The sequence below is a fragment of the Rhodococcus sp. WWJCD1 genome, from assembly GCF_002258735.1.
Classification (GTDB): Bacteria; Actinomycetota; Actinomycetes; order Mycobacteriales; family Mycobacteriaceae; genus Rhodococcoides.
In genome coordinates this window covers 221,755-243,177 of record NZ_NOXY01000008.1, presented here as the reverse complement: position 1 = coordinate 243,177, position 21,423 = coordinate 221,755, and the positions used below count along the sequence as shown (strand labels likewise).

Sequence of the window (21,423 nt, the reverse complement as noted above, 5' to 3'; positions counted from 1 at the left end):
TCGGTCGTGAACGACCTGCGTTTGCGGGACATGAAGACATCCTTCCAGCGGAACCAACGATCCCGCTATCTCGGTGTCCACCATCCTGGGGGAACCTCAACCAGATCTGACGTCTTGGTGCTGAGCGTGGGTGGGCTGACTCGCGAGGGCACGTTCTTTCCGTCGTCTGGCATGTTCGCGAATGCGCTCTTCGACGATCCGGATCCGCTGAACGGATGGCACCCGGACCATGTGCCGGCGGTTGTTCTCCACGATCAGGAAAAGAATCGGTCGAGATGGTTGTACGGCCGGGAGCCTTGGATGGGCCGCTGATCAGAGCGGTAATGCGAAGCGACCGCACAGGCTGCCGAGGACGAACAACCTCTAGTAGGTCTCGGTGTCACGAGGATGTCACAAGTCGGTACCTACGGAGGTGGATTCGGGTGGTACCGCCTGGACGATTGGCGCAGGTCAGGGTGGATGTGGTGGTTCCATCCGGACGTATCTGGTTGTCCCGCAACATACTTGTAAGCGAGCGGTCAACGGTTCAATCCCGTTAGGAGGCTCCGACCACTCCGATCTCAGCCCCGAGATCGGAGTTTTTGTGTGGGCCGGTGTCCGGGGTGAGCGTGCATTTACGCCCCTCGTCCGAATTTGCGGCGCGTACAGGGTGCGTGAATCCCGACAAAAGGTGTAGATCGGGATTCGTTACGAGCAACGTTCGATGCCGTCGTACTGGCCTACCTCCGGGGTTTGCTCGGGTTCCGATGCGGGTGGTGCGGGCCGCGTCGGCCGCAGAGGTGTACGCGCATCCGCGGGCCGAGCTCGTGCGGCTGACGGGCTTGGGTCTGCTGCATCGGGTGGCGACAGGCTTGTACGTGGCGGTGCCCGACGATCGGGTCGGGACCGAGTGGATGCCTGGCTTGGAGGCTGCGGCAGGAGGTATCGCGGTTGCGGCCTACAGCGCCGACGATGCCGTCGTGATGGGTGTCAGCGCGGCCCGCTTGCACGGGGCGATTCCGCGGGCGTTGGCGACGGCTGTGGTGGCTGTCCCGAAGCGGCACGATCCGCTTCGGTTGGCGGATCGTCGGGAGCTCGGCCGCCGGTGCCTCTCATTGAGCCCTTGATCACCGGCAATAAGTGATCAAGGGCTGCGTCGATCGATCCAGCCGCTGTAGAGGAGGCTAGTTGCAGTTGCCCGCGGACCGGCCCCCGAACTGCTGAGACATCCATTTCGAGGCCGCCGGAATCGAGTTCAGTAGTCCCAGCGCGTGACCGGTTCCGGTGCCGGTGAGGATAGGAATGATGGGGCTGCGGTCGTAGGTGACTGTTGCCCCTGCGTTGCACCATTTTTGGACCATAGCGTCGACGCCGCTGGTCTTGACGAAGTCGTCGCTGACGCTTTCGGCGACGTACATGGGGATCGACGGTGCAGTGTTTCCCAGCTCTTGTGCGGCGACGATGGTGCGCCAGGGTTCGGCCTCGAGGTGGTCGCGAACCGAGCGGCCGTCGTTGGTGTAGGCCGACGTTTTCGTGAACGGGCCCAGGAGGATCGGTGCCCCGTAGATGCAGGTTGTTTGCGCACGATCCAGCAGGTCGAGACCACGGTCGTTGAAGGTCGCGAGCAACTCGGCTTTTTCATCGGGGTAAGCCGAGGTGAATCCGTTGACCACCCAACCCAATCCACCGGAGAGCAGTGATCCGTCGCCGATCTCGGCGAGTTCGAGAAGCGACGCCGGGGGCGCACCAGCGTACGCGCCGACCAGCCCGACATCGGGTGCGTATGTGTCGCGTATTTCGGCCGCGGCGGCGACGGCCATGCCACCTTCGGAATACCCCCACAGACCCATTCGTGAATCCGGAGCGACAACATCGGCAGCCGCCCGAGCCATGTTCAGTACGTCGTGGCCGAGCGCGAGCCGATTCAGATAAGGGTGTACACCCGGTACACCGAGTCCTTGATAGTCGGTCATCGCGACGGAATAGCCCTGGGCCAGAAGTGGTGCGAGCTGGAGGATTTCGTATTCCTGGCCCAGTGCCAGCAGTTTCGATGCTGCGCATGCGGGACCCATGCCCTGGGTCCCGGGTGCGAGAACCACGGTTGGTCGCGGGCCGGGTCCGGCCCATGGAGTCGAGGGGATCGCAATGGTTCCAGTGACGGCGACGTCTTCGCCCGTCGCAGTCTGGGACAGGTACATGATGCGCGTGAAGTTCGCGTCGATCGTGATTCCGGTGAACGGAATGACCGTGCCGATTGCTGGCTCGGTCTTGATGACGTCGCCCGGCTCACCGGTGCTCAGCTGCGCAGGCGGGGTGTAGAAATCGACGGGATCGGCCTCGGTAAGCGGTGTGACGCTCAGCGTCAGAGCCAGCGCGACTATTCCTGAGGTAACGATGGACGCCAGCTTCATGCAGCAACTCCGTATGCGTAGGCAGTGCCATTCAGTGGCGAAGTCACCGCGTTGGATATTCGAATTATGCTGTAGTGCAATGCCTCGCATGGCCAAGGACTACTGCAGATTCGCCTGCGCAGCCCTCGACTGGCCTCGATCTACAGCACCGTCGCGCCAAAAAACTCGGGTAGCTTGGCACGCACCTTCCTAGATCTCGGTAAGCCTGCGGCGCAGCAACTTTCCCGTGGCGTTACGCGGGAGCTGGTCTATGAAGATGACGTCTCGGGGAACTTTGTATCGTGCCAAGTTCGAGCGAACGTGTCGGCAGAGCGCATCTGGATTCTGTACCGCGCCGGGGGCGAGGACGACGAAGGCGCGTAGACGGTGGCCGAACTCGGTATCTTCCACCCCTATTACCGCCACGTCGGCCACATCGTCCATATCCGCCAGCAGATTCTCCACTTCGAGCGGGTAGACGTTCTCGCCGCCGGAGACGATCATGTCGTCGTCCCGTCCATCGACGAACAGCAGGCCGTGCGCGTCGAAATGGCCGACGTCTCCGGTGGAGAGTAGTCCGCCGATGCGTTCCTTGTCCCGACCGTCGGTGTACCCCTCGAAGCTCAAACCATTTGCGGCGAAGATCCTGCCGATGGTGTCGGGCGTTGTGATTCGTTTGTCGGTGTCGTCGTACAGTTCGACATGGCAGGTGACCGGTGGCCGTCCGGCAGTTCCCGGGGCGGTGGCCAAGTCTTCGGGTGTCGCCACCGTGGCGACGGCGACTTCGGTCGATCCGTACAGGTTGTAGAGCACGTCTCCGAATGTGGCGGTGACTCGTTTGCACAAGTCCGGTGACAACGACGAACCGGCCGAAAAAATGATCTTCAGGTTCGAGGTGTCGTACTTCGACAACACCTCGGGCCCGAGGCCGACGATGCGGTTCAGCATCGTCGGTACGAGAACGAGACTGTCGCAGCGAAATCGAGCCAGAGCCTCGACCGTGTTCTCCGGATCGAACTTCCTGTGCATGACGACCGTTTGTCCGAGTGCCAGTGCGAGAGCGAATTGCGACACGCCGGTTCCGTGAAAGGCCGGAGCCGCCATCATCATGATCTGGTTGCGGCGCAACGGTACTCGGTCGAGAAACTGCGCCGAGGCGAGTGGAGACATGTGTCCGCGAGGTGCGCCTTTGGGGGTGCCTGTCGTTCCGCTGGTGAGGAGGACGAAGCTGCCGTTCTTCGCGGGCGCGGAGACTGTCGACGTTCCATGACCGATCACCGCTTCGTCGAGGGTGACCGTTGTGGTGGGCACTTGGATGTCGGCTTCAGGCCACGAGCGATACATGATGGTGTCGGAGGGCAGGGAGTTGGCTCTGTCGGCGAATTCGTCGTCGTAGACGAATGCCGCGACATTTTCGCGTGCGGCAACGTCGATGAGTTGTGGGGCAGCGAAGCCCGTGTTCATGAGGACGAGCTTCGTGCCGTTCTTCGCCGCAGCCAGCATCGTCAGCACCAGGCCGCGATGGTTGCGGCACATGGCACCCATGACTGTCTCGGAGGTGATGCCGACGGACTGCCAGGCTCGTACGAGGGCATTGCTCGTGCGTTCGAGCTCGGCGTACGTGAGGGGGCCGCGCTCGTCGATGATGGCAACCGCGTCGTAGCCGCTCTGGGCATGAGCGGAAACAGGTCCGGCAAAGGGGCCGAACTTGTTCACCGCATTCAGAGATTTGAGTCCATGGTCGACGCGAGGAAATGGAACGAGACCGGCCCTGACCATGACACTCGTAGCGCGGATGGTGTCGGAGATCTTGGTCAACGATGTCGGCATGAGTGAACCTCTTCGAGTGTCGATGTGCGCATCGGCGGTTGGTCGTAATTCGCCCGCGGATGGCACCGGCAGTTGATGCATCTTCGCGGTTGTTTCGGAACTTCGGTCGGAGTCCGCCGTCATGACGAAGGTAATACAGACACTTACTGTCCGCAATGGTCAGTCGGTGCAGTTCGACGTGTAGGCCTGGCTGGACGATGCCGAAACACGCCTCGCTCACCGTGAGGCAGCATGGTTTGCGCATCGCTCGATGTGCTCACCAGCGCGAAATACGTGCTCACGAACTGCCGAACGTGTCGTCGAGGTGCGTCTCGATCTCGTGGATGGTGAGTTCGGGTGGCGGTATGAGTCCGAGGTGCCGCCACGCTCGGGCAGTCGCAATTCTTCCTCGGGGTGTGCGCGCAAGCATTCCTGCGCGGACGAGGAACGGTTCGCAGACCTCCGCCACCGTGGCGGGTTCTTCGCCGACTGCGACGGCGAGGGTGGATACGCCGACCGGACCGCCCCCGAAACTCTTGACCAGGGCTCCCAGAACTGCGCGGTCGAGTCGGTCGAGACCGACAGCGTCCACGTCGAAGACGATCAGCGCCGCTCGAGTGGTGCTGCGGTCGACGTGTCCGTCCCCGCGGACCTCGGCGAAGTCACGAACGCGTCGCAGCAGGCGATTGGCGATACGGGGGGTGCCGCGTGAGCGACCCGCGATCTCGTCGCACGCGGGGTGATCGATGGAGACTCCGAGAATGCGGGCCGACCGGTAGACGATGTGTTCGAGTTCTTCGGGTTCGTAGAAATCCATCTGCGCCACGAACCCGAAACGGTCGCGGAGGGGTCCGGTGAGCGCGCCCGGACGGGTGGTGGCACCGACGAGGGTGAACGGTGCTACCTCGAGTGGTATCGACATGGCACCGGGGCCTTTGCCGACGATGACATCCACCCGGAAGTCCTCCATGGCGAGGTACAGCAATTCCTCTGCGGGACGGGCAATTCGGTGGATTTCGTCGATGAACAGGACATCGCCGTCGACGAGGTTGCTCAGTATCGACGCCAGGTCGCCGGCGCGTTCGATCGCCGGACCGGACGTGAGTTGGAGGGAAGCTCCGAGTTCGTGGGCGATGATCATGGCCAAACTGGTTTTGCCCAGGCCCGGTGGCCCGGCCATCAAAATGTGATCCGGAGTGACGTTGCGCTTCTTGGCACCCGCGAGAACGAGGTGGAGTTGCTCGCGCACGCGCGGCTGTCCGACGAATTCGTCGAGATTCTTCGGACGCAAGGTGGTGTCGGCTTCGGCATCTCCTTCGATGATCTCCGCGTTGACATCGAACTCGTACTCGTCGTCGTATGCGTTGTCGGTCAGGGTGATCCTCTCGTGGACGCACTTTGTTCGACCCGAGTTCGGTGCGGTCGGGCGGGCCGCACCGAATCCGGGTCGAACGAGGTACGTCAGGCGGTGTGCACGGGGGCTTCTTCGCTGTCGTACCGAGGTATCAAGTCGTTCTTGTCACCCCTGATGAACGCAACGGACAATGCCGATGCGACGACCATTGCGACGGCGGAGGCGATGAAGGTCGCCGAGTAGCCGTCGGTGAAGGCGGTGAGTTCTGGTTTGCCTGCGGCCAGCGAGCTTTCGACTGCTCTCGCATAGATGACGGTGAATACTGCCAAACCGATGGATCCGCCGATGTGGAACGTCGAGTTCACCGTTGCAGAGGCGACTCCGGCGTCCTGCGGATCCACTCCGGTCAGAGCAAGGTTCTGCAAGGGTACGAACAGCATTGCCAACCCGACGCCGAGAAGTATCAGCGCGGGCAGCACTTCGCTCACATAGTCGCCGTCTGGAGTGATATCGCTCAGATAGAGCAGACCTGCGGCGGCGAACAGCGGGCCGGCGATCATCAGCGGTCGTGGGCCATACGTGTTCAGCGCTTTGGTGACCACCGGCACCAGTGCGATGATGACGACGGTCATTGTGACATTGGCGAGTCCGGATACCAACGGGCTCATACCCATGACGATCTGAAAGTGGAACGTCAGGTACAGGAGTGAGCCGATCATGATTGCGCCCACCACCGCTTGCACGAGAAATGCTCCACCTCTTACACCGTGGAGTAGGACACGCAGGGGGAGAAGTGGCTGCTCCACCTTCGTTTGGATCCAGACGAAAGCGGCCAGCAGAACGACGCCCAGACCGAGGAATACTACGGTGTCCGCCGAACTCCACCCGTGCTCGGCGAGGGTGAAACCGTAGACGAGAGAACCCAATCCGAGCGTGACGGTGACTGCTCCCCAGAGGTCGTAGCGGTTGTCGCCGTCAGCTTTGCTCTCACCGAGGAACAGTAGCCCGCCGATGATGCCGATGACGACGAAGACCACGTTCACCAGTAGGCACCACCGCCAACTGGCGAATTCGGTCAGCACTCCTCCCAGGACGAGGCCCACGGCCGCGCCGGTTCCTGCGATGGTTCCGAAGATCGCGAAGGCGAGGTTACGTTCGCGTCCGTGGGTGAAGATGACGGTCAGCATGGCCAGAGCGGCAGGTGCGAGCAAGGCCGCGAACGTCCCCTGTACTGCGCGCGCAATGACGAGTTCTGTTCCGTTACTGGCAATACCGCCCCATGCCGATGCTGCGCCGAAGCCGACCATTCCCACCATGAAGGTGCGTTTGCGACCCCAGTAATCAGCGACGCGGCCACCGAGGAGAAGTAGGGCGCCGAATGCGAGTGCGTATGCAGTCACGACCCACTGGCGTTGCGTGTCGGACAGATTCAGATCCTGCTGCGCTTCGGGTAGGGCGATGGTGACGATGGTGACGTCGAGAACGACCACCAGCTCGGTCAGCGACAGAACGACGAGCGCCCACCAGCGGGTGGACGGTCTGGAAACGAACGCGGACAAAAGAAACCTCCCGGCTTCATCGAACGAAAGCCTGGAGGTTTCGAGCCTCGGATCTACGCGCACTGTTGCTGCGCCCGACCGCCCCTGCTATCAAGCCGGGCAGAGTTATACCGTAGCAGAACGGTGCGAGAAGTGCGCGAAACAGCTTGTCTCGCAGTGAGACCAGAAATCGCTCACGAAGTCAAGAGTGGCCCCGCGTGCTTCGGGTTCGGGCAACGACACTCTTCGTCGTGGTGTCGTGCGACGTCGTTCGATGACACAACGATGGACAGTGAACTGGGCAATGCGATGATTGCCTCATGACTCAGGGTGGCCGACGTGGACCCGGAAGACCTCGGGATGCGGACATGGAAGTCCGTGTGTACGACGCCGTGCTCGAAGTATATTGGGAAACCAGTTGGCGCGGTTTCACTTTCGATGCGGTTGCCCGCCGAGCGAAGGTCGGCAGGGCTGCACTGTATCGCCGGTGGGACACCAAGGAGGCACTGTTGGTCCAGGCCCTGGAGGCGCGCTCGCCGTTGTCCACGCCGATCGACACCGGCAGCGTCCGAGGCGATCTTCTCGAGCTCTCTGCTCAGCTCGACCGTGGATACACCGAACTCGCGGGCTTGGTGTCTTTGCGGGTAACCCTCGATGCGATGGTCAATCCCGACCTCCTGTCACATCTGACCGACACGCTGAACCAGAGCCGTCTGGTCACAGCTCGGCACATCGTCCAACGCGCTGTGGAGCGTGGCGAGCTGCCGGCGGGAACCTCGACGACACTGTTGCTCGAGCTCGTCACCGGTGCCGTGCTCACTCATGCACTGTTCTCGCAAGCGCACGCCGGTCCCGTGAAGTCGAACGGCACAGCGCATTCGGTGTTGATCGTCGACACCGTTCTGCGTTCGATGACCTGACTCGGGGAGTCGGGTCGCACTACGCGTCCTATTGCGGACACTGAATGTCTGTATTACCGTTCGGGGGGTGACCGACCCAACAACAGTGCCCGTCATCATCGGCGTTGCCGATGTTCGATCCGGACGTTTCGGCGACCCGGCACCGCCGAAAGAGCCTGTGGAGCTCATCTCGGAGGCGGCGGCAGGAGCTCTGCGAGATTCCGGCAACCCCGACCTCGGAGCACGAGTGGAGGCGATCTACGCCGTCAGAACCTCGAGCTGGTCCTACGACGACTTGCCGATGCTCCTGGCGCAGCGCATCGGGGCCCCCGCGCCGCGGACCTGGACCAGTTCCGTCGGTGGCCACTGGCCTGCGGCGTTGCTCGATCGCATCGGCTCCGAAATTGCCGACCGAAAGACGACTGTCGCGCTGCTCGTCGGCGGAGAGACTCAGGCATCTGTCACCGCTCTGACGAAACAAGGGGTCGATCCGAGAGCGCGGGGGTGGTCCACTGAGCCGGGTGGCCCGCCCACCTTCTCAGCCGAGGACCTCGGGAGCCCTGACATGATCAGGGCCGGCGTCGTCACGCCGGTTCGGGTCTACCCCCTCTTCGAGAACCGGTTCAGCCACGACATCGGCCAGAACCCGGAGCAATCGCGCGTCTACTCTGCCCGTCTGTACTCGGAGTTCTCTTCGATAGCCGTGACGCATCCCTGCGCGTGGTCGCCGACTTTCCGGACAACCGACGAACTCGCAACGACCGGGCCGAAGAATCGGCCGATCAGCGATGCCTACCCGCTGATGATGAATGCGATGCCCTTCGTGGATCAAGCCGCCGCAGTGCTCGTGTGCTCGCTGGCCGTTGCCCGTGAGCTCGGGGTGGACGAGGACCGCATCGTGTACCTGTGGGGTGGAGCAGGGGCGTCGGAACCGGACGATGTGCTGACGCGCAACGACTTCGGGGCCTCTGCCGCCATGAAGTCGGCGGTGCACCGCACCCTCGATCGTGCGAAGCTGACCGGGGGCGACCTGGGGCTGATCGATGCGTACAGCCCTTTTCCGATCGTCCCGAAAAACTTGGTCGAGACTCTCGGGGTTCCGCGCACCACCGTACCCAGTGTTCTCGGCGGTCATTCGTTCTTCGGTGGTCCGCTGAACAGCTACTCACTTCATGCGGTTGCGGAGGTGACTCGGAGCCTGCGGAGAACCCTCGACGACCGACCGGCGTTGGTACATGCGAACGGTGGCTACATGACCACTCAGCACTCGATAGTTCTGTCTCGTCACCCGCACCCCGATGGTTATGTCGGCGACCCCGTCGCACAATCGGTACCGCCGACCAGCGCCGAGATCGTGCACGGCTACAGCGGCAGCGCCGAGATCGTCACAGCCACGGTGGAATTCGATCGCACGGGTGAGCCTTCGATCGGGATCGTGATCGCTACGATCCCGACGGGTTCGCGAGTGGCCGGTCACACCGATGCCGGCGACGCAGCGGCGATGATTCGTTACACGCACGACGGGACCCGGTCCCTGGTCGGTGCGCATGTCACTATCACCGACCGCGACGGCTGTGTCGCGGTCACATTCGACGACGAGGAACCAACATGAACGACGCAGTACTGACGGAGGTCCGCGGCCACACACTGCTGGTCACCATCAACCGACCCCGCGCAGCCAACAGCGTGAACAGTGACGTTCATCGAGGTCTCGGCCAGGCGTGGGAGATGGCAGAAGCGGAAGGCGACATCCGGGTGGTCGTCCTGACCGGCGCGGGGGAGTCGACATTCTGCGCCGGTGCCGATCTCAAGGCACTCGGCACCTCCGGCCCGGACGGAGTGACCCCTCCGGAGACCGCACACTGGGGTTTCGCCGGCGTGGTCAAACACCACATCAGCAAGCCGATCATCTCGGCGGTGAACGGCAACGCACTCGGCGGCGGTACCGAGCTCGCGTTGGCCGGGGATCTCGTTGTGGCAGCGGACACATCGACTTTCGGGCTACCCGAAGTCAAGCGCGGATTGATCGCTGGCGCCGGTGGTGTGTTCAGGTTGGTCACCGCAATACCGCGGGCGATTGCCATGGAGTTGTTGCTCACGGGCGCGGCTTTGAGCGCCGAGGACGCTTTGCGATGGGGACTGATCAATCGGGTCGTTCCACGCGCCGATGTACTGACCACTGCGCTCGAGCTTGCCGAGATCATCTCGACCGGAGCGCCTTTGGCAGTGCAGGCCTCCAAGACGATTGCCCGAGGAATCGTCGACGGTGGCGTTCCGACGGAAGCGCAGGGGTGGGCCCTCACCGAGGAGGCTCTCGCGCGACTGAGTACATCATCGGACACGATGGAGGGGATCACCGCATTCCTTCAGAAGCGCGACCCGATCTGGAGTGGACGATGACCACCGCATCGGCGGAACTGTGGGAGACCGACGAACGTACAGCACTGCGTGATCTGACCAAGAAATTCACCGTCACCCACGTCGTGCCCAACCTCACCGGGTGGGAAAACGACGGCGAGATCCCGCGCGAATTACACCGCACCGCAGCTACGTTGGGTCTACTCGGCGCATCGGCCCCCGAAAGTGCCGGCGGCTCGGGCGGAACCGCCCTGGACATGCTGACGATCCTCGAGGAAATCATTCTGTCCGGCGGCTCCTCGGGCCTGATTTCGGCGCTGTTCAGCCATGGAATAGCGACCCCACACATCGTTTCCTCGGGCAACGCCGATCTCATCGATCGCTTCGCGCGGCCCGCTCTGGAGGGGCGAATGATCGGATCACTCGCGATCACCGAGCCGGGTGGTGGCTCCGACGTGGCGAACATCAAGACCACGGCGAGACGGGACGGTGACTCCTACGTCGTCAACGGTGCAAAGCTCTATATCACCTCGGGAACTCGCGCGGACTTCGTGACAACTGCCGTTCGGACCGGAGACAGCGGACACGCGGGCATCTCGCTGATCGTGATCCCTACGGATGCAACAGGATTCGCTTCCTCGCGTCGTCTCGACAAAATGGGTTGGCTGTGCTCCGATACCGCCGAATTGTCTTTCGACACTGTTCGTGTTCCGGTCGCCAATCTGATCGGTGACGAAGGGTCGGGGTTCGCCCAGATCGCCCAGCAGTTCCAGGGTGAACGACTCTCGCTCGCGTTCCAGGCGGTCGCTACCGCTAGACGATGCCTCGACTTGTCGATCGCGTGGGTACGATCGCGTGAGACGTTCGGTCGGCCCCTGTCGTCGCGTCAGGTCGTGCGACACCGAATCGCTGAGCTGACCACCGAAATCACTGCAGCGGAGGAGTTCTGCCGGTCCGTAGCGGTGCGTTGGGTAGCAGGTGGGGGAATGCTCGCCGAGACCGCGATGGCCAAGAACAACGCAGTCAAAGTGTGCGACCACACGGTCTACGAGGCCGTCCAACTGTTCGGCGGCCTCGGTTGTATGCGCGAATCCGAGGTCGAACGCCATTACCGCGACGCACGCGTACTTGGTATCGGTGGCGGGACCACCGAGATCATGAACGAGATCATCAGCAAACTGATCGGGCTGTGACAACCAGAGTGGGGACGAACATGAAGAACTCGTTGAATGGCCGTGTTGTCGTGATCACCGGTGGCGCACGGGGGATCGGGTTCGCTACAGCGAATGCGCCGACCGCACACGGGTAGCTGACACCCCTCGGTAGCTCCTGGCTGATGTACAACCCGGGGGTGATCAGTTGCGACGCTGGGAATCGACCCAACGCAGAGCCTTCTCGGTAGCCCGCGCAAACTTCGCCGGGTCGGCGACGGGGACATCGTGGTCGGCGTCGACCCGGAAGACGTGCGCCCCCAGCAGTTCTGCCGCCTCATTCTGCAGAACTGGCGGACACACTCGATCGGCGGTGAGGACTAGTACAGCCGTCGGGGCGCTGGACCGCAGTACCCTGTGATCGTTTCGCTGCACCGCTCGCCACACGGTGGCGTAGCGAGGTTTACCGGACACAGTCAACTGCTGCTCGACCCAAAGCTGCCGCGCCGCAGCATGTTTGCTTGTCCTTGCGCTGGCGCGCCAATACCGAGCGGGCAGTCCCCGTGTCGCCTGATCCAGGCCCAGTTTGTGAGCGGCCGCGACCGCATGGAGAAACACGCGCTCACGGATGCCCACGCCGTAGCGCATCGCGGCTGCCTGAACGATGAGCCCTGCGGCCCTGTCGGGGTGTCGGTCGGCGGTGACCATGGACACGATCCCACCGAGTGAGTACCCGCACAGCGTCGCCTCTTGGACACCGAGCCGATCCAGGACGGCGATTACGTCGTCGGCCACATCCTCGAACGTGAAGTGGTCGAGCCGGATTCCTCTGCCGTGATTCGGCAGGTCGAAGACGATCACGGGCCGCGTCGGTCCGAAGAGGTCCGCCAAGGCGAAAAAGTTGACATCTGCGGTCAGTGTTATCCCATGCAGGAGCACGACAGGGATAGTGTCGGATGCCGCGATGTTCGGGGTGTGCCGCACGGTCAGCTGTCCGCGGTGGCCGAGATCTACCTGTGTGGTCTCTGTCCACGGCAGCGACGGAGCGTCCAGCTGGGGAGTGGTGCGCAGTGGCGAGAACATGGCTGCGACGGAACGTGAGTCCGACAGCAGTGGCGCGACCGCGTTTCGTACCGTCGGCCACCGGGGTGAAGGTCGATGGGGTCCGTCCGGTGCCGTCGGCCTCGTCATGGCGTCACCTTCGGCTCAGTAACAACGCCGTAACCGGCACGGGCGGACGGGGCACAGCTCACGATCGAAGGATCCACGCGGACCACCCTATTACGGACAAGGAATGTATGTAAATGTGCCCAGCTTTTAGGGTTCACTGTGGCTCCGGTCCCGCTGCTGGGGTCGGAGTTCTTGGAGGAGGCCCCCACCTCCGATCTGCTCCCCGGTTCGGAATACCCGACGCCGATCGGAGTCAGGTATCCAGATGTGAGGAGTGGATTCGGCTCGAGCGATTTCGGTGAGGGTCGTGGATCAGGGTCGGAGGTCGCTCGTGCGGGCACACATCGGCTCACGTCCTGCATTTGCCGGCTCCCCCATGGCGGGTGCTGGTGTTCGGTGGGGCGCGGCATACGATGAAACGAACAGTCCAGCGTGGTGGGAGGTGAACTGGGGTGGCCGAGGCCCGTCATGAGTTCGTTGCTCGCCATCTGCGTTCGCTGATCGTCAGCGGCGAATATGCAGTCGGCCAATCCCTTCCGAGCGAAAGTGCCTTGTGTGCGCAATACGAGGTCTCTCGGGGGCCCGTGCGTCAGGCGCTGGCGACCTTGTCTGCCGACGGTCTCGTGCAGCTATCGCAGGGACGTCCAGCGGTTGTTCGCTCGCGAGATGCCGCGCAGACCCTCGACACCTTCACCCCGTTCTCTCAGTGGGCCAGGCGGACGGGGCGAGAAGCGGGAAGCAAAACCTTGGAGGTGTCGCGTCGTCGGGCGTCGTCCTCGGCGGTCGATGCGTTGGGGATCGCTCCCGATGATTTTGTTGTCGAGGTTGTTCGTGTTCGGTACCTCGACAGCGAACCCACGATGATCGAGCGAAGCGTGTTCGTCGACGCCGTGGGTTCGCTGCTGTTCGATTTCGATACCGATTCGGGCTCGATCACCGACTACCTCACCGGCCGTGGTGTTCGATTCGAGTCGATGTCCCACGTGCTGGACGCAGTGTCGGCCGACTCGGTCGATGCCGACAGCCTCGGCATCGCCGCGGGCAGTCCCTTGCTCCGTGAACGTCGTACCTCACGTGACGAGACCGGAACCGCATTCGAGTACGCAGACGATCGCTACCGTTCCGATCAGGTGGTGTTCAGCATCGTCAACTCGAGGACGGCGGACCCGCGCATGATCGCATCCGAGAATTCGGGTACCTGATTGTCGGGCAGGGTATTTCATACTGCTGCAGGCATACGATTCCAGTGCGGCATGAGTAGCAGCATCGCCAGAAATGCGGCTGCTGCGAAACCGTAGAACAAGGTGGTCGTGTCGAGGTAACCGGGCAACAGACCACCGAAGATTGCACCGATGGAACCGCATCCGTTGATGATTCCGGACGCTGCCCCAGCGTGTTTCGAGGTTCCGAAGTCCACTGCGGACACACACGAAATCATGGCGTCGGCTCCGTAGATGGTCAGGCCGATGACTGCAAGCACGCCCACCATGATCCACACGTTTCCAGCTGCGGTGAGAGGTGTGAACAATGCCAGGACAGCTGTGAGAGCGACAAGACTCAGCACACATGCGGGGATACGGCGTGCCTTGAATACCTTGTCGGAGATCCGACCGATCAGGATGGGCGCACACACTCCCGCGACTCCGAACGCGATCGGAACCGTGATGGCGACGAAGTTGTCGGCGTTCTGCAGGCGTTCGGCGACGATGACCGGACCCCACAGCAGGATTGCGTAGCGGGCCGGTTTGAGCAGGAAGTAGGCCGCGCCGAGTGTCATGACCATCCGGTCCTTGATCACCACGGAAAATGTTTCGCGTACCGACATCGTTGGTTCAGCGACGGCGGATTCGGTTGCGAGCGGCGCGATCTCGGTAGGCGGGTGATAGTCCTCGATCGGTGGTAGACCGACGTCCTGTGGACTGTTGCGTTGGAAGACGAGTACGACGACGAACACTGCAGCAACGATGACGGCACCGGTGGTGAACGCCGCGCGCCAGCTGTCGAAGAGGCTGTAAGCGAACCATCCGAGGACCGGTGCGGCGACGAGGCCGCCGAATGCGTAGTTCGTGCTCCACAGTCCAAGGACACGACCGCGTTCCCCGATGGAGAAGAACTGCGACATGTTCTTCAATGTCCCGGACCAGCCGGTCGATTGCGACAGTCCCTGCACGATCATCAACGGAAGCAGGAAGACCAGCGCAGGAAGTAGTCCCATGAACAGCGTCGCCACCGCTGAGATCGCGAGGCCGCCGAGCACGACGATTCGGGGGCCGTACCGATCCGAGACCGAGCCCCAGACGAATTGCCCGAATGCGTACGCGGAGAGGTAGACAGCGTCGAGGTTGGCGAGCGTGGATTTGGTCAACGTGGTGGACAGGACGGGGTCCTCGAGGATGCCCAGTTTGGCGACCGAGAAGGCCTGTCTCGTGAAGTAGAAGCCGGCGTAGGCGATCCAGGTGACCGCGAAGATCTGAAATCGCCAGCGTTCGTAGCGTGCGATCTTCTCGTGGGCCGTGCTCAGGGCTTTCGTCATCGTATGCACCTTGGTTCGGACGCGCGAGACCTCTCGCAACGTCGTGCGATATGAGCGTAGAAGAAAGTTGTGCGCGAAGTCGCGTGGGAGAAGCGCGACGAGCGGACGAGCCGTGAGCAGGAAGCGTCGTTGCGGGTGCTCACTCGGAAGAGCAGATGTTCTCGTGAGGTTGCCTCTCTGGGAAGGGCTTTGACGTAAAGCCCGTCCCAGAGCTGACGGGGCTGGAGAGGGTGAGGAGCCGGGTCAGTGAAGAGTGTCGAGCAGGCCAGGCAGCTCTGCGACACTGTCGAGGATGTGGGTGGCTCCAGCTGCGCGGAGTTGGTCGGCGTCGTGTGCGCCTGTCAGCACTCCGACGACAGCGCGTGCACCGGATCTGAGGCCGCTGGTGATGTCGGAGGTCGTATCGCCGATTACCACCATGGACTGCACCGACGGTGCGGCGGTTCGTAGGAGTGCGGTGAGCGGCATGTCGGGGAAAGGACGCCCACGTACCCCGTCACCCGGGCACAGGACGACGTCGGCGATGTCCTGCCACTGAAGCGCAGTGAGGATTGCGTGCTGGGTCTCGTGGGCGAATCCCGTGGTCAATGCGGTCTTGACACCTCTCGATCGCAGATCGAGGAGCAGTTCCGCTGCACCTGGGATGGCACTGCAGTGACCGTCGCGGACCAATTGGCCGTAGCAGCGTTCGAAGGCCTTGTTGGCGGACTGCGCTTGTTCTTCGTTCCCGCCGGTGAGGTGTCGGAACACTTCGATCTTGGATTGGCCCATGGTGTCGGTGACGTATGCGAGCATGCGGGCCTTGTCCTCGGCGTCGTGCGAGAGTCCAGCGTGTTCGTCTGCAGCGGCGAAGGACTGTTGGACCAGTCCACTGTCTTCGACTGTGGTTCCTGCCATGTCGAACACGACGAGGTTGATCGGGTGGGTGTCGGAAATCTTCATGCGTCGACTCCTATCGGGGTGGTGGTGTGCTGTTCGAGTGCGGTGGTGAGACTGGATTCGGCCAGCCCCATGCTGGTGGTCATGCCGATGCCGGTGGTGACCGTGACGACGTGGATGCCCGGGATCGGTTCGACGAGAAGGAATTCCGAGTCGGGTGCCGAGCTGTAGATGCCCTGCCAACGCTCGGTGACCTCGATTCGTTCGACGTCGAACATCGCTTTCGCTTCGGTGACGAGGGTGTCGAACCCGGCTTCGCTCTGAAACGGTGACGACGAGATTTCGCGAATGTGTGTGTCGCCGATCAGAATCGAGCCGTCAGGTTGTGGGGTGTACATCTGGTGCAGGTCCAGTGCGAGGTAGTTCGGGTGTTCTTCACCGAGTCTCGATGCGACGTCGGCAACGGCGGGCAACCCCTCGAAGCCGGAGTACCGCAGGAGCGACCACCCGGTGAACAGGGGAGTGGGAAGTGGCACCGGAAGTTCGATGCGGGCGCGCATCATGTGGAGGCGACACCGAAGAAGCCCGCCTCGCTCGGCATATTCGGGAAAGAGACGGTCGATGTCGTAGTTGACCGTCACGAAGATGTTGTCTGCGTACAGCTCGCCCCGGGAGGTGTGCACCACACCGGGATCGAATGCCGTTGCCGCGGTTCGCCAGTGGAAGTCGACACCGCAGCCTTCGAGCCACCGGACGATCGACGGGGCAGCGGTGCGAGGGTCGACTTGGAGGTCGTCGGGCATGAACAGGCCTCCGGTGACTCCGTCCGGCGAGATGGGCAGGCGTTCGAGAATCTGGTCACGATCGAGGAGTTTCGCCTGCTCTGGTCCGCGCAGGTCCGCGAACTGCTGGAGAACGGCGAGTTCGTCGTCATGTCTGGCGACGCAGTGTGTACCCGACTCGCTCGACCAGAATTCCGCTTGTCCGGATAGGTTCAGCCAGTGTTCGCGGCCCGCTCTCGCGTAGCTCAGAGCGTCGCCCGACTGGGCAGTGATGCAGGCATGTCCGAAGTTCTGAACCGATGCGCCGACAACGGTATCGGCATGGTCCACAACGGCGACCGTCAGGCCACGCCGGTAAGCGTGATAGGCGTGCGCGAGGCCGACGATGCCGGAGCCGATTATGACTACGTCGTAGTTTCGTTGCTTGTGCATGTAAGAACTGTCGACCCTGAGAAGCAACTTGTCAATACAAGTAGGGAAAATTTACTTCATGTATATATACCTGCGATGGGGTGTCATCGGAACGAGTTCGGAGACCGGCATGATGCAAGACGGTTGAATCAGCGCTCTCGCAGGCATATTCAGCTTTCGCGTGTCGCGTTGTCGGTCCGGTCTTCCCGTTTCGACGCGTGCGATAACTTGGCCTTGTACAGGGCGATGTCGGCCTGAGTCAGCATCTCTTCGAGGGTGCTGGCTCCCGTGTTGTGTGCGACGCCGATGCTGATCGACACCGAGACGTGTGTGTCGACGATGTCGATCGGCGGGGACGTCGCAATGATCATCTCGCGCTCGATATCCGCGGCAGATCGTGTTGGACCCAGCAACGTGTCGCCAAAGAGCGCAGCAACGAACTCGTCACCGCCGATCCTTCCGAACACGGTGCCGGAGTCGCAGGTCGAGACCAGCCTGGCGGCTGTGATGCGCAGAACTCGGTCCCCGGCCAAGTGGCCGTAGGTGTCGTTGACTGCTTTGAAGTCATCGAGATCGATGAACAATACGGCTGCTGGAGCCGCCGTTTCTGCGGTCATCCGCTCGATTCGTTCGAGCAACGCAGCGCGATTGAGCACGCCGGTGAGATCGTCGACCCTCGATTTGACCAGGAGTTCGCGATACGCCTCGAGCAGGCTGCTGGTCGTAGCCGCGAAATCCGTGACATCTCGGAAGCTGATCGCGACGACCCCGTCCACATGGTTCGCGGTCACCTCGAGCGTTCTGCCGGGAAGGAAGAGGGCTTGGACCACCCTGGTGACCTCGCCGCGAGTGGCGATCGCGTTGCGATGCAGATCGTCGAAGTAGGACCCTTCCGTCTCCGGCAGTGCCTCGTGGATGTGCCGTCCGACCACCTCCGTTCGGCTGACGCCCAGATGGCGCTCGGTCTGATTGTTGATGTACCGCAGCACCATCGCTTCGTCGACGATGGCGAATCCGAGCGAGACACAATCGAGGATCCGACTCCACCGCACGTCGGGCATGAGGTCTACGTGCAGACCCGTTGGTGGCTCGACGAGCGAGACGACCCCGGTGAGCACCGAGGGCGAACCGTCGGGGGCATGTTCGATGGACACGCTCCGGGTGAGTATGTGCCGAATGTTGCTACCGCGATCGATGATTCGATAGATGCACTCTGCCCCGATGGACGCGCGCGCATCACCGTAGAGGGTTCGGAGCACAGAGGTATCGTCCGGATGCACGCGACTGCGCCAGATATCGAGGGCGGGCCGATCGTCCTGACCGACGTCGAATATCGCGGCTGCGCGCGTATCCCACTCCAGGTACGACGTGCCGATATGAAAGCGGGTGATCCCGATGGACGCCGCGTGCGGTGTCATGTCCGGGACGACTGGTTCCCCGCCGGACGGCGAGTGTGGGGTGTCGACCATACGACTCCATCCCTCGACCGACCCTGTTCCTACCGAGTGTGTACCAATCGACCGATTCACGTCACCGAATCAGGGGTTCTGTCGGTTTTGGGGTGTGTCGAGGGGAGTGTGTCAGAACTTCGGCACGATGTTGCCGGTCGCCCACTGGAGACTGAGTGGCGACGGGAATGCGATCGACTGAGCCTCCGTCGGAGAGAGTGGAACATAGTCCCCGCGCGCGACTGCGGACAGGGATGCAATACCCGGGAGTGCTCGGAAAGCGTCGAGATCGGCGGGTTGCCCCGTCGCGATCACGAGATCGGCATCGTTGTCTGCCAGGTTCTCGTAGGTGATCTGTGCTCGTCCCGGAATGGAGCTGGTCGGCAACCCGGTCGCGTAGTCGGTGGGCCGCATACCGAGCGAGTCGAGAAATTGCGCACCGGCGTCGTCGGTCGAATTGACCACGTAGACACTGCCGTTGGTGGGGCCGACGAAGAACGTGAACGTCTTACCGGACAGGTCGGGGTTGGCCTCTGCCGCAGCGGAGATCGTCGAGTCGGTGTCGGCGATCACCCGCTCACCGTCGTCGCTGCGCCCCAGCGCGGCCGCGATCGTCCTGGTGGCGTCCTGCCAGGTTTCTGCCGAGGGCGTGCTGTCGTAGTGCACGACGGGCGCTATGGCCGACAGCTGTTCGTAGCGGGTGTCGAGTCCGAATGCCTTCGTCCCGACGATCAGGTCGGGCTCGTAGGCGAGCACGTCTTCGATCGACAGGTCGGCATTCGCACCTTCGAGGAACGCTGGGGCATCCTGATCGCCCAGCTCGGCCTCGGCCCACGGTTGGAATCCCGACGCAGCGGTGGCTCGGGCGGTGGCCACCGGCGTCACTCCCAGCGACAGCAGAATGTCGGCGTCGGTCCAAGACAGCGCGACCACACGGGTGGGCTCCGAGCCGACCACGGACGAACCGAGTGCCCCCTCGATCGTGACCGGGAACTCGGCAGACGTGTTCGCGCCCGTCGGTGGTACGGGATCGGGCGACTCGCTCGACGAGCAGCCCAACAGAGAGACGACGACAACCGCGGTGAGGGCACCGTAAAACCTACGCATAACGGACGATTGTAGGGGCCGAGGTCTTCGAGTGGGGCAGTGACGATCAGGTCGTGCAGTGTCCAGGACCTACCCGCGATTGTTGTCCACCGCTGTGCCGAACACCGCGAGGTTGTAGTCGCCGCCGAAGCGAATCACGTCCACGGCAGCTGAGATCGTTTGTGCCAGTATATTTCTGGAGTTTCGTGTGAGTCTACGTCGCTGGCTGCGATCAGCTCGCGGTCGATCGAAAGCGCGGCAACATTCTGCTCGAGTTGCGCCGCGGTGGCAGAGCCGGAGAGCACGACATCGGCCCACGGTTGCGCTAGTGCAATCGCCAGTGCCAGTGCATCACGACCGACTCCCGCCGAATCCGCGGCCCTGCCGAGTGCTGAATCTTCGGCCACCAGTCGGCCATTGGCCACTGCCTCTTTGACAACGACGAACCAGCCGGCGTCGTGTGCACGTTCCAGAGCGGAGCCGGCGGACGGCTCGAGTGGGTTCCACGTCGATTGCACCGAGCTGAACACCCCGACGTCCAGCGCAGCATGCACCACATCGGCTTGGTTCGGTCCGCTGGTACTGATTCCGATTCGGGTGCCACTCTCGGCTACGGCGCGCAGGTCGTCGAGCAGTGCGGTGTCGGTGAGAGCAGGACTGTCCGGGGTGACACTATGGATCAGGTAGTGATCGGGTGGGCCGCCGAGGTCGTGCAGGGTCTGGGGCCACTGCTCGGCCAGACGGGCAGCCGAGTGCTCCTTGACCTCGTGAACTTCGGCCCCTCGCTGAAAATCGGCGACGTAGGCGTATCCCCATTTGGAGCCGATCAGCAGGTTCTCGCGCCGACTCGGGTTGTCGAGACAGCCAGCTGCCGAGGAACCGCTCGGCCAACCCGTAGGAGCGCGCGACGTCGAAGTGTCGAACTCCGCTGTCCCACGCAGCGTCCAGCACTGCGTGGCACAGCTGCTCCAAGGCTGCGGGATCGAATCGCCCGGCCACGGCATCGGAGTGCCCGACCGTGAGGTACTCGGGTCGCCCGAGTGCGGCAAGGCCGAGGCCGAGTTGTGTCATGTCGTCATTACCTTCGTTGCGATCAGGGTCGGAATGCGAGCACACGCTCCTCAGGTATGCATACCAGCACGGCTGAAGCTCGATTGTGAATGTCGTCGGGTGTTGGTTCGGAAACCCACTGTTGTAGGGCATCATGAGTTGATGAGCGATCTCGAGTACCTCGCCACTTTGCTTGCCGGACTGGATGCTGAGATCGCGCGACTCTCAGCTGCCGAATCGGGTTCGGGCGAGCAGTCCTCTGCCGTCGATGACGCGTCCGCTGCCGTCTTGCGGCTGCGCTCGAAGGTCAAGGCCGGTTACTCGGGCAAGAAGGCCTACTACATCGCGGTGTCGACCGATCCGAACGGAATCAGAGTCGAAGGGATTGCAGCGTTGCAGGGCAAACGGGCTCACGAATTGGTGCGAGACGGCGGTTGGATGCACGCGGACTCCACCACGGTGCTCGATCTACTCGATGACGATCAGATCGGCCGGTACAGAGCCATCGCGGGGCGCGGCGTGGCGCAGACGTTTCGCGACTCGCGTGAATACCTCTCAGCAGCAATAGGTCTCGCCGAAAAGTAGA

18 protein-coding genes and 1 pseudogene are annotated in these 21,423 nt (G+C 62.6%); 8 read left to right on the top strand and 11 right to left on the bottom strand.

Annotated features, from left to right (window positions below; all coding sequences use genetic code 11):
• Together CH286_RS28010 and CH286_RS05235 are read left to right on the top strand one after the other, a co-directional pair.
• A partial coding sequence (locus CH286_RS28010; RefSeq protein ID WP_217902904.1) for a hypothetical protein occupies nt 1-312 on the top strand: 312 nt, incomplete at its 5' end.
• Between the two features lie 434 nt (nt 313-746).
• A complete protein-coding gene (locus tag CH286_RS05235) occupies nt 747-1,106 on the top strand; it encodes a hypothetical protein (RefSeq protein WP_176458141.1) in 360 nt (119 codons plus the stop codon).
• A 57-nt stretch (nt 1,107-1,163) separates the two neighbouring features.
• Here the strand turns inward: CH286_RS05235 and CH286_RS05230 are convergent, their stop codons facing one another.
• The 4 genes from CH286_RS05230 to CH286_RS05215 form a co-directional block, all read right to left on the bottom strand.
• Nucleotides 1,164-2,390 carry a lipase family protein gene (locus tag CH286_RS05230; protein WP_037154197.1) on the bottom strand — a complete coding sequence of 409 codons (1,227 nt, stop codon included), beginning with the start codon at nt 2,388-2,390 and terminating at the stop codon, nt 1,164-1,166.
• Between the two features lie 189 nt (nt 2,391-2,579).
• On the bottom strand, nt 2,580-4,199 hold the full coding sequence (locus tag CH286_RS05225; protein WP_094608573.1) for an acyl-CoA synthetase: 1,620 nt from the start codon (nt 4,197-4,199) through the stop codon (nt 2,580-2,582).
• Nucleotides 4,200-4,476: 277 nt separating this feature from the next.
• Entirely contained in the window at nt 4,477-5,553 is a 1,077-nt protein-coding gene (ruvB, locus tag CH286_RS05220; protein ID WP_094608547.1) for a Holliday junction branch migration DNA helicase RuvB, read from the bottom strand.
• Between the two features lie 86 nt (nt 5,554-5,639).
• Nucleotides 5,640-7,091 carry an MFS transporter gene (locus CH286_RS05215; protein WP_037154193.1) on the bottom strand — a complete coding sequence of 484 codons (1,452 nt, stop codon included), beginning with the start codon at nt 7,089-7,091 and terminating at the stop codon, nt 5,640-5,642.
• 299 nt (nt 7,092-7,390) lie between these two features.
• Between CH286_RS05215 and CH286_RS05210 the strand changes: the two genes are divergently transcribed.
• The 4 genes from CH286_RS05210 to CH286_RS05195 all read left to right on the top strand — a co-directional run bounded on the left by CH286_RS05210 (nt 7,391) and on the right by CH286_RS05195 (nt 11,520).
• Nucleotides 7,391-7,990, top strand: a complete 600-nt coding sequence (locus CH286_RS05210; RefSeq protein ID WP_094608546.1) for a TetR/AcrR family transcriptional regulator — start codon at nt 7,391-7,393, stop codon at nt 7,988-7,990.
• Nucleotides 7,991-8,057: 67 nt separating this feature from the next.
• Nucleotides 8,058-9,581 (top strand): acetyl-CoA acetyltransferase, encoded by a 1,524-nt coding sequence (locus CH286_RS05205; RefSeq protein WP_094608545.1) that lies wholly within the window; start codon nt 8,058-8,060, stop codon nt 9,579-9,581.
• Nucleotides 9,578-10,369, top strand: coding sequence for an enoyl-CoA hydratase-related protein (locus CH286_RS05200; protein ID WP_094608544.1), 792 nt, complete (start codon nt 9,578-9,580; stop codon nt 10,367-10,369). The genes CH286_RS05205 and CH286_RS05200 overlap by 4 nt, the downstream gene beginning before the upstream one ends.
• Nucleotides 10,366-11,520 carry an acyl-CoA dehydrogenase family protein gene (locus CH286_RS05195; RefSeq protein ID WP_094608543.1) on the top strand — a complete coding sequence of 385 codons (1,155 nt, stop codon included), beginning with the start codon at nt 10,366-10,368 and terminating at the stop codon, nt 11,518-11,520. Before CH286_RS05200 ends, CH286_RS05195 begins: the two co-directional genes overlap by 4 nt.
• A gap of 162 nt (nt 11,521-11,682) precedes the next feature.
• On the opposite strand, the gene CH286_RS05190 is transcribed toward CH286_RS05195, so the two are convergent.
• Nucleotides 11,683-12,669: an alpha/beta fold hydrolase gene (locus CH286_RS05190; RefSeq protein ID WP_094608542.1), complete on the bottom strand. Its 987-nt coding sequence runs from the start codon at nt 12,667-12,669 to the stop codon at nt 11,683-11,685.
• 431 nt (nt 12,670-13,100) lie between these two features.
• On the opposite strand from CH286_RS05190, the gene CH286_RS05185 reads away from it, so the two are divergent.
• Complete coding sequence (locus CH286_RS05185) at nt 13,101-13,850, top strand: GntR family transcriptional regulator (RefSeq protein ID WP_032405643.1); 750 nt, start codon at nt 13,101-13,103, stop codon at nt 13,848-13,850.
• A gap of 17 nt (nt 13,851-13,867) precedes the next feature.
• Here the strand turns inward: CH286_RS05185 and CH286_RS05180 are convergent, their stop codons facing one another.
• The 6 genes and pseudogenes from CH286_RS05180 to CH286_RS05155 form a co-directional block, all read right to left on the bottom strand.
• A complete protein-coding gene (locus tag CH286_RS05180) occupies nt 13,868-15,181 on the bottom strand; it encodes an MFS transporter (RefSeq protein ID WP_094608541.1) in 1,314 nt (437 codons plus the stop codon).
• Between the two features lie 243 nt (nt 15,182-15,424).
• On the bottom strand, nt 15,425-16,123 hold the full coding sequence (locus CH286_RS05175; RefSeq protein WP_032405645.1) for a phosphonatase-like hydrolase: 699 nt from the start codon (nt 16,121-16,123) through the stop codon (nt 15,425-15,427).
• Nucleotides 16,120-17,274 (bottom strand): TIGR03364 family FAD-dependent oxidoreductase, encoded by a 1,155-nt coding sequence (locus CH286_RS05170; RefSeq protein ID WP_094608540.1) that lies wholly within the window; start codon nt 17,272-17,274, stop codon nt 16,120-16,122. The genes CH286_RS05175 and CH286_RS05170 overlap by 4 nt, the downstream gene beginning before the upstream one ends.
• Before the next feature lie 149 nt (nt 17,275-17,423).
• Nucleotides 17,424-18,722 carry a GGDEF domain-containing protein gene (locus CH286_RS05165; RefSeq protein WP_094608539.1) on the bottom strand — a complete coding sequence of 433 codons (1,299 nt, stop codon included), beginning with the start codon at nt 18,720-18,722 and terminating at the stop codon, nt 17,424-17,426.
• 111 nt (nt 18,723-18,833) lie between these two features.
• A complete protein-coding gene (locus CH286_RS05160) occupies nt 18,834-19,808 on the bottom strand; it encodes an iron-siderophore ABC transporter substrate-binding protein (protein ID WP_094608538.1) in 975 nt (324 codons plus the stop codon).
• Between the two features lie 134 nt (nt 19,809-19,942).
• Nucleotides 19,943-20,858: pseudogene (locus tag CH286_RS05155) on the bottom strand (aldo/keto reductase).
• Between the two features lie 141 nt (nt 20,859-20,999).
• Between CH286_RS05155 and CH286_RS05150 the strand changes: the two are divergent.
• Nucleotides 21,000-21,422, top strand: coding sequence for a phosphate acetyltransferase (locus CH286_RS05150; RefSeq protein WP_094608537.1), 423 nt, complete (start codon nt 21,000-21,002; stop codon nt 21,420-21,422).
• Nucleotide 21,423 lies beyond the last annotated feature (1 nt).